The organism is Belnapia arida (assembly GCF_016773205.1).
GTDB lineage: Bacteria > Pseudomonadota > Alphaproteobacteria > Acetobacterales > Acetobacteraceae > Belnapia > Belnapia arida.
Genome location: NZ_JAETWB010000002.1, coordinates 38,159 through 51,123 on the forward strand (window position 1 = coordinate 38,159; position 12,965 = coordinate 51,123).

12 protein-coding genes are annotated in these 12,965 nt (G+C 72.5%); 7 read left to right on the top strand and 5 right to left on the bottom strand.

The genetic code is table 11. From position 1 onward, the window contains the following. The 3 genes from JMJ56_RS07155 to JMJ56_RS07165 form a co-directional block, all read right to left on the bottom strand. The gene (locus tag JMJ56_RS07155) at positions 1-1,335 is read right to left on the bottom strand and encodes an acyclic terpene utilization AtuA family protein (RefSeq protein ID WP_202830945.1); all 1,335 of its coding nucleotides are present in this window, start codon (positions 1,333-1,335) and stop codon (positions 1-3) included. 4 nt (positions 1,336-1,339) lie between these two features. Next, on the bottom strand, positions 1,340-2,329 hold the full coding sequence (locus JMJ56_RS07160) for a Bug family tripartite tricarboxylate transporter substrate binding protein (RefSeq protein ID WP_202830946.1): 990 nt from the start codon (positions 2,327-2,329) through the stop codon (positions 1,340-1,342). 64 nt (positions 2,330-2,393) lie between these two features. Then, positions 2,394-2,822 (bottom strand): DoxX family protein, encoded by a 429-nt coding sequence (locus JMJ56_RS07165; protein WP_202830947.1) that lies wholly within the window; start codon positions 2,820-2,822, stop codon positions 2,394-2,396. Positions 2,823-2,937: 115 nt separating this feature from the next. On the opposite strand from JMJ56_RS07165, the gene JMJ56_RS07170 reads away from it, so the two are divergent. Together JMJ56_RS07170 and JMJ56_RS07175 are read left to right on the top strand one after the other, a co-directional pair. Continuing rightward, the gene (locus JMJ56_RS07170; protein ID WP_202830948.1) at positions 2,938-3,888 is read left to right on the top strand and encodes a LysR family transcriptional regulator; all 951 of its coding nucleotides are present in this window, start codon (positions 2,938-2,940) and stop codon (positions 3,886-3,888) included. After that, entirely contained in the window at positions 3,885-5,504 is a 1,620-nt protein-coding gene (locus JMJ56_RS07175; protein ID WP_202830949.1) for a GMC family oxidoreductase, read from the top strand. Before JMJ56_RS07170 ends, JMJ56_RS07175 begins: the two co-directional genes overlap by 4 nt. Here JMJ56_RS07175 and JMJ56_RS07180 read toward each other — a convergent pair. Further along, a complete protein-coding gene (locus JMJ56_RS07180; protein WP_202830950.1) occupies positions 5,501-6,289 on the bottom strand; it encodes an MlaA family lipoprotein in 789 nt (262 codons plus the stop codon). The genes JMJ56_RS07175 and JMJ56_RS07180 overlap by 4 nt on opposite strands. Before the next feature lie 77 nt (positions 6,290-6,366). On the opposite strand from JMJ56_RS07180, the gene hpnI reads away from it, so the two are divergent. The 4 genes from hpnI to JMJ56_RS07200 are packed head-to-tail and all read left to right on the top strand — an operon-like array spanning position 6,367 to position 10,751. Beyond that, on the top strand, positions 6,367-7,500 hold the full coding sequence (hpnI, locus tag JMJ56_RS07185) for a bacteriohopanetetrol glucosamine biosynthesis glycosyltransferase HpnI (protein WP_202830951.1): 1,134 nt from the start codon (positions 6,367-6,369) through the stop codon (positions 7,498-7,500). Positions 7,501-7,508: 8 nt separating this feature from the next. Further along, positions 7,509-8,951, top strand: coding sequence for a hopanoid biosynthesis associated radical SAM protein HpnJ (gene hpnJ / locus JMJ56_RS07190; RefSeq protein ID WP_202830952.1), 1,443 nt, complete (start codon positions 7,509-7,511; stop codon positions 8,949-8,951). Between the two features lie 37 nt (positions 8,952-8,988). Then, complete coding sequence (gene hpnK, locus JMJ56_RS07195) at positions 8,989-9,789, top strand: hopanoid biosynthesis-associated protein HpnK (RefSeq protein ID WP_202830953.1); 801 nt, start codon at positions 8,989-8,991, stop codon at positions 9,787-9,789. Next, positions 9,786-10,751, top strand: coding sequence for a lysylphosphatidylglycerol synthase domain-containing protein (locus JMJ56_RS07200; RefSeq protein WP_202830954.1), 966 nt, complete (start codon positions 9,786-9,788; stop codon positions 10,749-10,751). Before hpnK ends, JMJ56_RS07200 begins: the two co-directional genes overlap by 4 nt. 99 nt (positions 10,752-10,850) lie before the next feature. On the opposite strand, the gene JMJ56_RS07205 is transcribed toward JMJ56_RS07200, so the two are convergent. After that, the gene (locus JMJ56_RS07205) at positions 10,851-11,597 is read right to left on the bottom strand and encodes an SDR family NAD(P)-dependent oxidoreductase (RefSeq protein ID WP_202830955.1); all 747 of its coding nucleotides are present in this window, start codon (positions 11,595-11,597) and stop codon (positions 10,851-10,853) included. Between the two features lie 194 nt (positions 11,598-11,791). On the opposite strand from JMJ56_RS07205, the gene JMJ56_RS07210 reads away from it, so the two are divergent. Further along, on the top strand, positions 11,792-12,958 hold the full coding sequence (locus tag JMJ56_RS07210) for an efflux RND transporter periplasmic adaptor subunit (RefSeq protein WP_202830956.1): 1,167 nt from the start codon (positions 11,792-11,794) through the stop codon (positions 12,956-12,958). Positions 12,959-12,965 lie beyond the last annotated feature (7 nt).

A 12,965-nucleotide genomic window follows, 5' to 3' on the forward strand; every position in this document is an offset into this window, starting at 1 on the left:
TCAGGCCTCCAGCCAATGGAGCGCGGGGCGGGCCATCGCGGCGGGCACCAGGCAGGAGCGCATGCCGATCACCTCGCGCACCGCGGTGGTCACGCCGCCGCCGCTGGCCGGGCCGTTGAGGTAGAGGCTGTCCACCTCATGGCCGATGCGCTCGGCCGCCGTCGCGCTGGCGCAGCGGCCGATGACGCGGAGGCGGACCTCGCGCGGCTCGGCGGGCGCCGCACCGGCGGCGATGATGGCGTCGAGGCCGATGAGGTCGAGGCGCAGGTCCTCGGCTTCCAGGCCGATGAGGCGCAGCCGCTCGCGCACCACCGTCCGGGCCAGCTCGCCGCGGGCAAGCGCCCCCGGCCCGGCATAGGAGATCTGGCCCTCGCCGAACCAGCCCTCGTGGCAGCCGACGGAGACCTTCAGCATTCCCGTCCGCGCGGTGCCGGTGCCGCCCGAGATGCGCACCGCATCCTCGCCGACGGCCTCGAGCCGGACGCCGGTGAAGTCCGCCGCGACGTCCGGCTGCAGGTAGCGGGCCGGGTCGTGCACCTCGTAGAGCAGCTGCTCCTTGCAGGTGGCGGGCGTCACCCTTCCGCCGCTGCCGGCGACCTTGGTGAGGATCGCATCGCCATCCTCCCCCACCTCGGCCAGCGGGAAGCCGAGGCGGGCGAGGTCGGGCACGTCCTTGAAGCCGGGATCGGCGAAGTAGCCGCCGGTCACCTGGCCGGCGCATTCCAGCAGGTGGCCGACCACCGTGCCGCGGCCGAGGCGGTCCCAGTCCTCCAGCGACCAGCCGAATTCGCGGATCATCGGGGCGAGGAACATGGCCGGGTCGGCGACGCGGCCGGTGACGACGACCTCGGCGCCGCCGGCCAGCGCCTCGGCGATCGGGGCGGCGCCGAGATAGGCATTGGCCGAGACCAGCCGGTTGCCGAGGCCGGCGACGGTGCCGCCCTCCTCCAGCGGCGTCTCGGTGCCGCGCAGCGCATCGGCCACGTCGTCGCCGGTCAGCGCCGCGACCTTCAGCCCGGCGAGGCCGAGGCTGCGCGCCACCTCGGCCACCTTGCGCGCGGCGGCGAGCGGGTTGGCGGCGCCCATGTTGGTGACGATCTTGATGCCCTGGCGCCGGCAGGCCGGCAGCACCGCCTGCATCCGGGCGGCGAGCAGCCGGTCGTAGCCCGCCTCCGGGTCGCGCTGGCGGGCGAGCTGGGCGAGGGCGATGGTCCGCTCCGCCAGGCATTCGAAGACGAGGTACTGGAGGCCGCCGTGCTCGGCGAGCTCCAGGGCGGGGTCGATGCGGTCGCCGGAGAAGCCGGCCCCGGCGCCGATGCGGATGCTGCGGGTCATGGGCTCAATCCGGCTTGATCTGGGCGGTCTGGACGACCTCGCGCCACTTGGCGATGTCGGCCTCGAGCCAGGGGCGGAACTCGGCGGGCGGCATGGCGACCGGCTCCAGCCCCTGCTCGACCAGCCGCGGCCGCAGCTCGGGGTCGCCGAGCGCCGTGGCGAGGGCGGCGTAGATCCGCTCCGTCACCGGGGCCGGCAGGCGGGCGGGGGCGAAGAGGCCGTGCCAGGCGGCGACGTCGAAGGGGGCGACGCCCTGCTCCTCGACCGTCGGCACCCCCGGCGTCCAGGACAGGCGGCGGTTGGAGGTGGTGGCGAGCGCCTTCAGCCGCCCGTCGCGCACCAGCGGCAGCACCGCCGTCACCTGGTAGATGGTCATCGCCACCTGCCCGGCCATGATGTCGCTCAGCGCCTGCGGGGCGTTGCGGTAGGGGACGTGCTCGAGCGGCGCGCCGGTCTTGAGCTTCAGCAGCTCGCCCGCGAGGTGGGAGGAGGTGCCGTTGCCGGCCGAGGCGTAGGAGGCGCCGCCGCGCTGCGTCTTCGTCCAGGCGAGGAATTCCTGGAGGGTGTTCGCCGGGACGTGGTTGCCGACGACGAGCAGGTTGGGCGCGGTGGTCACCAGCGAGATCGGGGTGAAGTCGCGCAGCACGTCATAGGGCAGGCGCGGCATCAGCGAGGCATTCACCGAATGCGAGGCGATGCTGCCCATGCAGAGGCTGTAGCCGTCGGGCGGCGCCTTGGCGACGGCGTCGGAGCCGACGATGCCGCCGGCGCTCGCCCGGTTCTCGACGACGAGGCTCTGGCCCAGTTCCTGGCCCATGCGCGGCGTGACCAGCCGGGTCATGATGTCGGTGCTGGTGCCCGGAGCGAAGGGCACCACGACGCGGATCGGGCGGTCCGGCCAGCCCGCCTGGGCGGCGGCGGGGCGAATGATGGCGGGGGCGGCGAGCAGCCCGGCGCCGGAAAGGAACAGGCGGCGGCGCGGCAGGGAGGGCAAGCGGCTTCTCCGTCTCAGGTCGGGGGAGGTAACCCCGTCCTGCCGCGCGGGGCAATGCCCGGCCTCAGGCGATGGCGGGCCGCCGCGCCGCGGTCCGGACGCCGTCCAGCGCCCAGGCGCCAGCGCCGAGCCCGGCCTGCACCAGCAGCGTCACCGTCCAGAAGGCTGGATACTCCCAGCCGCCGCCCGGCACGTTGAACAGCCAGCCATTGCCGGTGTGCTGCAGCATGGCGCCGAGCATGAGCGGCACCAGGGCGAGGCTCACCCAGCGGGTGGCGAAGCCGGCGATGAGCGCCAGGCCGCCCAGGATCTCGGCGGCGATGACGACGGCGCCGAGCGCGGCCGGGTAGCCGATGCTGGCGAAGTAGCCCATCGTCCCGGCTAGGCCGAAGGTGCCGAGCTTCAGGACGGCGCCATGGGCGAGGAACATGACCCCCTGCGCGATGCGCAGCAGGGCGGCGGCATAGGGGGTGGTGGCGGAGGTTTCGGGCATCGGTCTGTCTCCACGGAGGGATGTGCGATGCCCGGAAGGTGCCGCGCGCCCGCCCCCGCTTCCAACGCGGGGACGGAACGTCCATCATCACGCCGGTGAATGATACGGGGCGTGAATGGCCGGTCTCGGCAGCCTTGACCTCAACCTGCTGCGCGTCTTCGACGCCGTCGCCCGCGAGCGCCACGTCACCCGCGCGGCGGAGCGGCTGAACCTCTCGCAGCCGGCGGTTTCCAATGCGCTGGCGCGGCTGCGGCATGCGCTGGGGGACGAGTTGTTCCTGCGGCGCCCGGGCGGGGTGGAGCCGACAGCGCTCGCCCTCAGCCTGGCCGGGCCGGTGGCGGATGCGCTCGACCGGATCGGCGCGGCGATCTCGGCGCAGGCGCCCTTCAACCCGGCGGCCACCGACCGCGTCTTTCCGCTGGCCCTCAGCGAATATGCCGAAGCCGTGCTGGCGCCGCCGCTGCTCGCCCGCATGGCGGAGGAGGCGCCGCATGCGCTGCTCGCCATCAGCCATGCCGACCGGACGAATTGGGAGGCGCTGCTGGAGGGCGATGGCGCCGTCATGGCGGTCGGCGTGCTGCCGGAGCCGCCGGCGCTCTACACCCGGCTGCGGCTGCTGCCGGAGGGGTTCTGCACGCTGATGCGCCCCGACCATCCGCTGGCGGAGGGCGAGCTGACGGTCGAGCGCTTCACCAGCGTACCCCACCTGCTGCATTCGCCGAACGGCTCGCGCAGCGGGGCGATCGACGACATGCTGGCCGAGATCGGCCATACGCGGCGGCTCGGCGCCGTGGTCGCGCATCTCTCGGCGGTGCCGGAGATCCTGCTGCGGACGGAGATGATCATGACCCTGTCCTCCCGCCTCGCCGTCCGCCTGGCGGAGACGCATGGGCTGGCGCTGCGCGACCCGCCGGTGGCGCCGCGGCATACGCGGTTGTCATTGCTGTTCCATCGCCGCTTCGAGGCGGATGCGGGGCATGCCTGGATGCGGCGGCTGGTGCTGGCGGTGGCGCGGGGGGTGGAGCCGCCCTCCGGGTTGCAGACCGGGCCGGAGCTGATGGAATGACGGGACCCTTCGACTACGTCATCGTCGGTGGCGGCAGCGCCGGCTGCGTGCTGGCGGCGCGTCTCTCCGAAGACGGGCGGGCGAGCGTCGCGCTGGTGGAGGCCGGAGGGCGGGACCGGCACCCTTATATCCACATCCCGGCCGGCTATGCACGCATCCTCGGCCATCCGCGCCTGACCTGGGGCTACCGGACGGAGCCCGATCCAGGCACCGCGAGCCGCGCCCTCGACTATCCGCGCGGGCGGGTCTGGGGCGGCTCCTCCTCGATCAACGGGCTGGGGCATGTGCGGGGGCATCCGTCGGACTACGACCTCTGGGCGCAGAAAGGCTGCACCGGCTGGGGGTGGGACGACCTGCTGCCCTACTTCCAGCGGCACGAGGCCTATGCGGGCGGGGGCGAGGGGCGCGGGACGGCAGGGCCGCAGACGGTGGAGGCTCTGGCCGACCGCCCTCCCCTGCTCGACCATCTGGCGGAGGCGGCGCGGGCCATCGGCCTGCCGGTGCAGCCGGACATGAACGGGCCGGTGCGCGAGGGCTTCTCCGAGTTCCAGCAGACCAGGCGGGGGCGGCGGCGCATCTCGGCGGCGCGGGCTTATCTGCATCCGGCGCTCCGGCGGCCGAACCTCAGCGTGATCGACGAGGCGATGGCACTGCGGGTCGTCGTCGAGGACGGGCGGGCGACGGGTGTCGCCATCCGTCGGGGTGGGGTGGAGCAGGTGGTGGAGGCACGTCGGGAGGTGATCCTCTCGGCGGGCGCCATCGGCTCGCCGCAGCTGCTGATGCTCTCGGGGATCGGGCCGGGGGAGGCGCTGCAGGATCTCGGCATCCCGGTGCTGCGGGAGATGCCGGGGGTCGGGGCCAACATGCAGGACCACTACATCATCCGGCTCGGCTACCGGCTGGCTTCGCACCGCTGGTCGGCCAACCGGCGCATCCATGGCTGGCGGCTGCCGATCGAGGCGATGCGCTGGGCGCTCAACGGAACTGGGGTGCTGACCTGGTCGCCGGGGATGTTTTCGCTCTTCGCCCGCACTGCGGCGGGGCTGGAAGCGCCCGACATCCAGATCAATGGGGGGCCGTTGTCCTGGGCCGAAGTACCCGGCGAGGGGCGCTGGCTGGGGCTTGCCATCGGCACGCCCGAGGCCGCGCCGGGGATGACCATCGGCGTCTGGCAGTGCCGGCCGGAGAGCCGCGGAAGCGTCAGTCTCGCTTCACCCGATCCGGCCGTGGCACCGCGCATCGCCCCGCGCTACCTGGCGACGGAGGGGGACCGGGCCTGCGTGCTGCGTGGCCTGCGCTTGGCGCGGCGCTGGATGGCAGCGGCGCCGCTGGCGGGCATCGTCACCGGGGAAGCGCGGCCGGGGCCGGCGGCGGAGAGCGATGCCGATCTGCTCGATTTCGCCCGCGCCACCGGCGGCACCGTCTATCACCCCTGCGGCACGGTGCGGATGGGCGCGGACCCGGAGGCGCCGCTCGATGCCGCGCTGCGGCTGCGGGGGGTCGAGGGGCTGCGCGTCGTCGATGCCTCGGTCTTCCCGGACATCCCGGTCTGCAACATCAACGCGACGGTGCTGAGCGTCGCCGAGAAGGCGGCGGACCTGATCCGGGGCGCTTAGTTCGCGCCCGGGTCGTCCAGCACCTCGATCGAATTGGCCGAGGTGCGGCCGAGCTCGGCATTGCGGTGCTGCTGCCAGAGGCTGCGCAGCCGCGCATAGCTGTCGAGCGAGCCGTTGCGGATCTCGTCCAGCGTCTCGATATTCTGCTCGCGCGTGTCGAGCCCCCCCACCGCGCCGCGGCCGATATTGGCCCCGAACGGGATGACGTAGCTGAGCGGGTTCATGAAGCCGTTGACGACCGAGCCGGTCAGCTCGCGCGGGTTGGAGGGGCCGAGGACCGGCACCATCAGATAGGGCCCGTCCGGCAGGCCCCAGGCATGGAGCGTCTGGCCGAAATCCCGCTCCAGCCGCGGCGGCCCGCCGATCTGGGCGAGGTCGAACATACCCCCGAGCCCGGCCGTGCTGTTGAAGACGAAGCGCAGCACGGTCTGCGCCGATTCCAGGGGCCGGCCCTGCAGCAGGCTGTTGGCGGCGACGGCCGGTTCGTTCAGGTTGTTCAGCACGTTGCGGATGCGCGTGCGGGTCCAGTTGCCGACCGAGTTGCGGTAGAAGACCGCGGCCGGGCGGATCGCCACGTCATCCACGGCGAAGTTGAAGTCGAGGACCCGGCGGTTGGTCGCCTCGTAGGGGTCGGTCGGGTCGGTCGGCGCCGTCACCGTCACCGGCGGGGCCGTGCCGGTGACATCGGTGGCGGTGCGGCCGCTGGAGGCGACGACCTGCCGCCCGTCGCCCTGCTGGGCGCAGGCGGCGAGGAGCAGGACGAGGATGGGGGCTATACGGCGCATGGGACCAACCGGCAGGGGGAAGGCGACGCTAACGCAAAGCGGGAGCGCGCGGCACCCCGCATCGCGGGACCCCGCGCGTGCTTGATCTCGTCCTCGCCATCCCGGCGCTGGCCGGCGCGGTGACGGCGGCGATGGGGGCACGCGCGCTGCGCCGCCTCGGCCGGACCGCGCCGCCCGCCGGCCCTGCCCTGCCCGCCAGCATCCTGAAGCCGCTGCATGGGGCGGAGCCGGGGCTGCGGGAGAACCTGCTCTCGACGCTCGACCAGTCACATGCGGCGCCCTTCGAGGTGCTCTTCGCCATCCCCGGCGATGCCGATGGCGCCGGGCCGGTGGCCGAGGCCGCCATGGCGGATCGGCCGGATGTTCCGGCGCGGCTGGTGGTCGACCCGCGCATCCATGGGCCGAACCGCAAGGTGTCGCAGCTCGTCAACCTCGCCGAGCGCGCCGCCCATCCGGTGCTGGTGGTGGCGGACGCCGACATGCGGGTGCCGCCGCATTGGCTGACGGCGGTGACGGCACCTCTGGCGGACCCCGAGGTCGGGCTCGTCACCTGCCTCTACCAGGGCGAGCCGGCGGAGCCGGGGCTCTGGTCGCGGCTGGGCGCGCTCGGGATCGATTGGCAGTTCCTGCCGAATGCGGCGCTCGGCGAGGCGATGGGGCGGGCGAATGGCTGCTACGGCGCCACCATGGCGCTGCGGGCGGAGACGCTGGAGCGCATCGGCGGCTTCCGGGCGCTGGCCGGGCTGCTGGCGGATGACCATGCGCTGGGCGCGGCCGTGCGCCGCCTCGGCCTCCGGGTGGTGATGGCGCCGGTGCTGCCGCTGCATGTCCAGGCGGAGGCGAGCCTCCCCGCCCTGTTCGGCCACGAGCTGCGCTGGGCGCGGACGCTGCGGCTGCTCGACCCGCGGGGCTATTGGGGGATGGGGCTGACCTATCCGCTGGTGCCGGGGCTGCTGGCGGCGCTGCTGGCGCCGCGGGGGCTCCTGGTGCTGGGGGTGGCGCTGGCGGCGCGGCTCGGCCTCGCCCTCACGGTGGATGGGGTGCTGGGCCGTCCCTGGCGCATGGGCCGGCTGGCACTTCTGCCGCTGCGCGACGTGATCTCCTTCGCTATATGGGGGCTTGGGCTTGCCCGCGGCACGGTGACGTGGCAGGGCCAGCGATATCGGATGGACCGCGAAGGCCGCATGGCCGAGGCGCGGGTTGGGGATTGATTCCGGCGATGATGCGTACCCTGTTCCTCCAGGCTCCCTCGTTCGACGGTTTCGACGGCGGCGCCGGCTCGCGCTACCAGGCGCGGCGCGAGATCAAGAGCTTCTGGTTCCCGACCTGGCTCGCCCAGCCGGCCGCGCTGGTCGAGGGCTCGAAGCTGGTCGATGCGCCGCCGCACCGGCAGAGCCTGGCCGACGTGGCGCCGATGGCGCGCGATCACGACATGGTCGTGCTGCACACCTCGACGCCCTCCTTCAGCTCCGACGTGAAGGTGGCGGAGCGGCTGAAGGCCGAGAACCCGAACATCAAGGTCGGGCTGATCGGCGCCAAGGTCGCCGTACAGGCCGAGGAGAGCCTGCGCGACGCGCCGGTGGTGGACTTCGTCGCCCGCAACGAGTTCGACTTCACCGTCAGGGACGTGGCCGAGGGGCGCGACTGGGCCTCGATCAAGGGCCTGTCCTGGCGCAACAGCCAGGGCGTGCTGGTCCACAACGCCGACCGGCCGGTGCTGGAGGACATGGACAGCCTCCCCTTCGTCTCGCCGATCTACAAGCGCGACCTCGACTACAAGAAGTACTTCATCGGCTACCTGAAGCACCCCTACGTCTCGATCTATACCGGCCGGGGCTGCAAGAGCCGCTGCACCTTCTGCCTCTGGCCGCAGACGGTGGGCGGGCACCGCTACCGCACGCGCTCGGTCGGCAACGTCATCGAGGAGATCCGCTACATCCGGGACAATTTCCCGGGGCTGAAGGAGATCTTCTTCGACGACGACACCTTCACCGACGACCTGCCGCGTGCCGAGGCGATCGCCCGCGAGATGGGCAAGCTCGGCGTCACCTGGTCCTGCAACGCCAAGGCGAATGTTCCACGGGAAACGCTCAAGGTGCTGAAGGATGGCGGGCTGCGCCTGCTGCTGGTCGGCTACGAGAGTGGCAACCAGCAGATCCTGCACAACATCAAGAAGGGCATGCGGATCGACGTCGCCAAGCGGTTCACCAAGGACTGCCATGAGCTCGGCATCATGATCCACGGCACCTTCATCCTCGGCCTGCCGGGCGAGACGACGGAGACCATCCGCGAGACCATCCGGTTCGCCATCGAGACCAACCCGCACACGTTGCAGGTCTCGCTGGCGGCGCCCTATCCGGGGACCTTCCTGTTCGACCAGGCGCAGAAGGAAGGCTGGCTCGACACGGCGCACACGGAATACGTGGATGCGCATGGCGTGCAGATCGCGCCGCTGGCCTACCCGCATCTCAGCCATACCGAGATCTTCAACGGCGTTGAGGAATTCTATCGGAAGTTCTATTTCCGGGCGCCGAAGATCGCCTCGATCTGCGGCGAGATGATCCGCGACCGGCAGATGCTGGTGCGACGGCTGCGCGAGGGGGTGGAGTTCTTCCACTTCCTACGCGAGCGGAAGACGGCGGGAGAGCAGCAGGCCGCCTGAGCCGGAACACCCCCGGGCCCTGGGCCCGGGGACTGCCATGTCCCCTCGCCTGATCCTCAACGCCGACGATCTCGGCCTCGCCGCGCCGGTGAATGCTGCCATCGAGCAGGCGCACCGCGAGGGCGTGCTGACGGCCGCCAGCCTCATGGTCGGCGAGCCGGCTGCCGCCGAGGGCGTCGAGGTGGCGCGGCGCAACCCGCGCCTCGCCATCGGTCTGCACCTGACGCTGACCGACGGCACGCCGACCCTGCCGCCGGAGCGTATCCCGGCCCTCGTCCATCCGAATGGACGCTTCCGCGACGACATGGCGGGGCTCGGCCTGACGCTGGCCACCTCTCGCGCCGCCCGCACCCAGCTTCGCGCCGAGATCACCGCGCAATGCGATGCCTTCCGGGCGACGGGACTCGAATGCGACCATCTCAACGCGCACAAGCACTACCACCTGCACCCCGTCATCGCGGCCGTGGCCTTCGCCGAGGCGGCACGCCGCGGCATCCGCGCCGTCCGCATCCCGCATGAGCCCGGGGCGGGCCGCGCGTTGGCGCCGCTGATCCTCTGGCTCCGGCGGCTGGCCGCGCGGCATGGGCTGCGGGCGCCGGACCGGGTGGTCGGCCTCGCCTGGACGGGCGCCTTCACCGCCGAGCGGCTGGCGGGAGCGCTCGCAAGGCTGCCCCCCGGCGTCACCGAGCTGTATTTCCATCCGGCGACGGCGGGCGGCTTCCCTGGGGCCGCGCCGGGCTACCGCTATGCGGAGGAGCTGGCGGCGCTGATCGATCCGCGAGTCCGCGCCGCCTGCGCCGGCCTCGCCACCGGCGGCTACACGGCGATGCTGGCGTGAACCGCCTTGGGCTCCTGCTCGCGGTCGCTGGGCTGGCCGGTGCGCTGCTGCTGATCGGCCAGCAGGACCTCACCGAAGTGGGCGCGCTGCTGGCGACGGCCGGCTTCGGACTGGTGCTGGCGGCGCTGGCGCATGTTCCGTCGATGGCGCTGAACGGCCATGCCTGGCGGCTGCTGCTACCGCGGGCGCGCCGGCCTGGGCTCGGGGCGATGACGGCCAATGTCTGGATCCGCGAGTCCGTGAACGGGCTGCTGCCGGTGGCGCGGATCGGGGGCGAGATCGCCTCCTACCGGCTGCTGCGGGGCGAGGGCGTCGCGGTGGCGCCGGCGGCGGCGAGCCTGATGGTGGACATGGCGCTTTCCATCCTCAGCCAGCTTGCCTTCTCCCTGCTCGGCCTGGCGCTGCTGGCCTGGGCGGGGGCGGGCATCGGCTGGGGCGCCATCGCGCTCGGCCTGCTGGCCGGGTTGGCGATGGCGGGTGGCTTCATCCTGGCGCAGCGGGCCGACATCCTCTCGCGCCTCGCCCGGCTGCTGAACGGCGTCGCGGCCGGGCGCTTTCCGGGGATTGCCGCTCATTCCGCGCGGATCGACCGGATGACGCGGCGCATCTGGCGGGTGCGCGGGGCGATCGCCGGCTGCTTCCTCTGGCAGCTCGCCGGCTGGCTGGCCGGCTCGCTCGAGATCTGGATCGCCCTCGCCGCCCTCGGCCACCCGGTCTCCATCGCCGAGGCGATGGCGATCGAGGCGATGATCCAGGCGCTGTCCTCGGCCGCCTTCCTCGTCCCAGGGGCGCTCGGCCTGCAGGAGGCCGGGTTCCTCGGCCTCGGCCTGCTGCTCGGCCTGCCGGCGGAGGCGGCGGCGGCGCTCGCCATCGCCCGCCGCCTGCGCGACCTTATCGTCTTCCTGCCCGGCCTGCTGGCCTGGGTCTGGGCGGAGCGGCGGATGGCGCCCCAGCCCTCCTAGAGCGGTTTCCGTTGGCGCCGGCTCACGGATCCCGCTCTAGCCTGTTGTTTGGACGAGCAAATTACTCCGATCGGTTGGTCCACCCGATCGGAGTTTGCTCTAGCCCTTGTGGACGCGGAGCGGACCGAAGCTCTGCACCACAGGCATCACCTGCAGCAGGTTGACGTTCACCCGCGCCGGGCGCGTCGCCACCCAATGCACGATGTCGGCGATGTCCTCCGGCGTCAGAGGGTCGGTCCCGGCATAGACGCCGGCGGCCTTCTCGGCATCGCCGCCGAAGCGGACGGTCGAGAATTCCGTCCCGCCGACGAGGCCCGGCTCGATATCCGTCACCCGCACCTTCGTCCCGTGCAGGTCGGCGCGGAGGTTGTAGCTGAACTGCCGGACGAAGGCCTTGGTGGCGCCGTAGACATTGCCGCCGGGATAGGGCCATTCCGCCGCCGTCGAGCCGATATTGAGCACGTGGCCGGCATTGCGCTTCACCATCCCCGGCAGCACGGCATGGGTGAGGTACATCACCCCCTTCACGTTGGTGTCGAGCATCGCCTCCCAGTCGTCGAGCGAGGCCTCCTGCGCCGGCGCGATGCCACGCGCGAGGCCGGCATTGTTCACCAGCAGGTCGATGGCGGCCCATTCGGCGGGGAGGCCGGCGATGGCCGCCTCCACCGCCGCCCGGTCGGCGACGTCGAGGGCGAGCGGCAGGACCTGGCCGGGCAGCTCGGCGGCCAGGGCGTCCAGCCGCTCCTGCCGGCGGCCGGCGGCGATGATGCGGGCGCCGTCGGCGGCGAAACGGCGGGCGATGGCAAGGCCGAACCCGGCGGTTGCTCCGGTGACGAGGACGATCATGATACACTCCTTCGCGCGGGCGTGATCGAGGCCAATGCGGCCGGGGATTGAAAAATCTTAAGTTTTGTCCATCTTCTGCCGGGTCGGCCGGCGCTGCAGACCACTGCCAGGGTGGCACGTTCCCGCTTATATGGGGACCTGTTGAGCCGATGCGCCACCGCCCGGGCGGTTGGTGCGCATAAAGGCGCTGAGCCATGCGCCTCCCGACCCATCCGGAGGCCCAGACCTTGCGAATAGCCCTCGGCGCGCCCTTTCTCGCGTGCGCCCTGTCGTCCCTGCTGCTCCTGGCTCCGTTGCCAGGGCATGCGGCAGAGCCTGCGCCGAACGAGGTGCAGATCCCGATCGACGAGCGCCAGTACCGCGCCGCCGGCATCGAGGTCGTGCGCGTCGAGGCCGAGGGAGGTACCACCCAGACCATGCTGCCCGGCACGGTGAGCGTGCCGCCGCAGCAACTGCGCATCGTCGCCGCCCCGGCGGCGGGGCTCGTGGAGGCCGTCCTGGTCGCGCCGAACGAGCCGGTGAAGGAAGGCCAGCCCATCGCCCGGCTGCGCAGCACGGACCTGCTCGAGGCGCAGCGCACCTATCTCCAGGCCCTCTCGGCCGAGAGGCTGGCCGCCGAGAAGCTGCGGCGCGACGAGCAGATGCACCGCGAGCGCATCATCGCCGAGCGCCGCCTGCTGACGACGCGCGCCGATCACGACTATGCCCGCACCACCCTGCAGGAGCGCGAGCAGATGCTGGCGCTGCTCGGCATGGCGGAGGTGGATATCCGTGCCGTCCGCGACCAGCGCCGCATGGTCCCGGCCCTCACCGTCAGCGCGCCGGCCGATGGCGTGGTGCTCGAGGTCCGCGCCACGGCCGGCGAGCGCATCGCCCCGGCCGCGCCGCTGTTCAGCATCGCCCAGCTCGACCCGCTCTGGATCACCTTGCAGATGCCGCTCTCCCAGGCGAACGCCATCACCCCCGGCACCCGCGTCGGCGTGCCGGGGACGCCGGCGCAGGGCGAGGTGATCCGCCTCGGCCGCGCCGTGGATGCCGCCACCCAGTCCCTCGCCGCCGTGGTCGAGGTCTCTGACGGGGCGGAGGCGCTGCGGCCCGGCCAGGTGGTGACGGCGAGCGTCGCGCTCCGCCCCAACGGCACGCCGCAGTGGCGCCTGCCTTCCGGCGCCGTGGTGCGCCATGCCGGCCAGTCCTGGGTCTTCGTCCGCAGCGCGCATGGCTTCCGCGCGCGGCCGGTGGTTGTGATCGCGGAGACTGCCAGCACCGTTTCCATCCGTGCCAGCCTCACCACGGAGGACCAGGTGGCGACACGCGGCATCCTCTCGCTGCTGGCCGAACTCACCGAGATCTACGGGGGCTGACCGCACC

Excerpts from the sequence above, each read along its gene's own strand:
- JMJ56_RS07155 (WP_202830945.1), bottom strand. The coding sequence starts at position 1,335 with ATGACCCGCAGCATCCGCATCGGCGCCGGGGCCGGCTTCTCCGGCGAC.
- JMJ56_RS07165 (WP_202830947.1), bottom strand. The coding sequence starts at position 2,822 with ATGCCCGAAACCTCCGCCACCACCCCCTATGCCGCCGCCCTGCTGCGC.
- JMJ56_RS07170 (WP_202830948.1), top strand. The coding sequence starts at position 2,938 with ATGGCCGGTCTCGGCAGCCTTGACCTCAACCTGCTGCGCGTCTTCGAC.
- JMJ56_RS07175 (WP_202830949.1), top strand. The coding sequence starts at position 3,885 with ATGACGGGACCCTTCGACTACGTCATCGTCGGTGGCGGCAGCGCCGGC.
- JMJ56_RS07180 (WP_202830950.1), bottom strand. The coding sequence starts at position 6,289 with ATGCGCCGTATAGCCCCCATCCTCGTCCTGCTCCTCGCCGCCTGCGCC.
- hpnJ (WP_202830952.1), top strand. The coding sequence starts at position 7,509 with ATGATGCGTACCCTGTTCCTCCAGGCTCCCTCGTTCGACGGTTTCGAC.
- hpnK (WP_202830953.1), top strand. The coding sequence starts at position 8,989 with ATGTCCCCTCGCCTGATCCTCAACGCCGACGATCTCGGCCTCGCCGCG.
- JMJ56_RS07205 (WP_202830955.1), bottom strand. The coding sequence starts at position 11,597 with ATGATCGTCCTCGTCACCGGAGCAACCGCCGGGTTCGGCCTTGCCATC.
- JMJ56_RS07210 (WP_202830956.1), top strand. The coding sequence starts at position 11,792 with ATGCGCCTCCCGACCCATCCGGAGGCCCAGACCTTGCGAATAGCCCTC.